Source organism: Arhodomonas sp. KWT (assembly GCF_010993615.1).
Genome location: NZ_WNXE01001139.1, coordinates 1 through 514 on the forward strand (window position 1 = coordinate 1; position 514 = coordinate 514).

At 70.2% G+C, this 514-nt stretch carries 1 protein-coding gene; it reads right to left on the reverse strand.

What is annotated here, in order from left to right; translation table 11 throughout:
- Positions 1-386: ATP-binding cassette domain-containing protein (locus G7A99_RS24590; protein WP_163144696.1), on the reverse strand; the 386-nt coding region annotated here is incomplete at its 3' end.
- Between the last annotated feature and the right edge of the window lie 128 nt (positions 387-514).

Here is a 514-nt window from a genome sequence, read left to right on the forward strand (position 1 = left end):
TCCTCCAGCCCCACCAGGGCCAGCGGCTCCATGGCGCGGCGCCGGCGCTCCGCCCGGGAGAGCCCGAGCCCTTCCAGGCCCAGCTCGACGTTGGCGCGCACGCGCCGCCAGGGGAAAAGCCGCGGCGCCTGGAAGACCATCGACCACGCGCGGGAAGCGTCCGCACGACGCGCGGGGATGCTCACCTCGCCGTCGTGGGGGGCGATCAGCCCGGTGAGGGCGCGCAGCAGGGTCGACTTGCCTACCCCGGAGGTGCCGACCACCGCCGTGAACTCCTGGGGGTGGAGGGTCAGGTCCACGTCAGTGAGCACGGTGGTGTGACCGAACCCCAGACTCAGGTTCCGTGCGTTGAGCACGGGTGCGCTCGCGCTCGTCACCGCGCTCATGGCTGCCACCTCAGCATCCGGCGCTGGACCAGCATGAACACGAAGTCGAGCAGCGCGTAAAGGGCGGCGATGGTGAGCATGTAGACCACCACGATATCCGTCGCCAGCAGGCTGGAGGCCTCCATCAT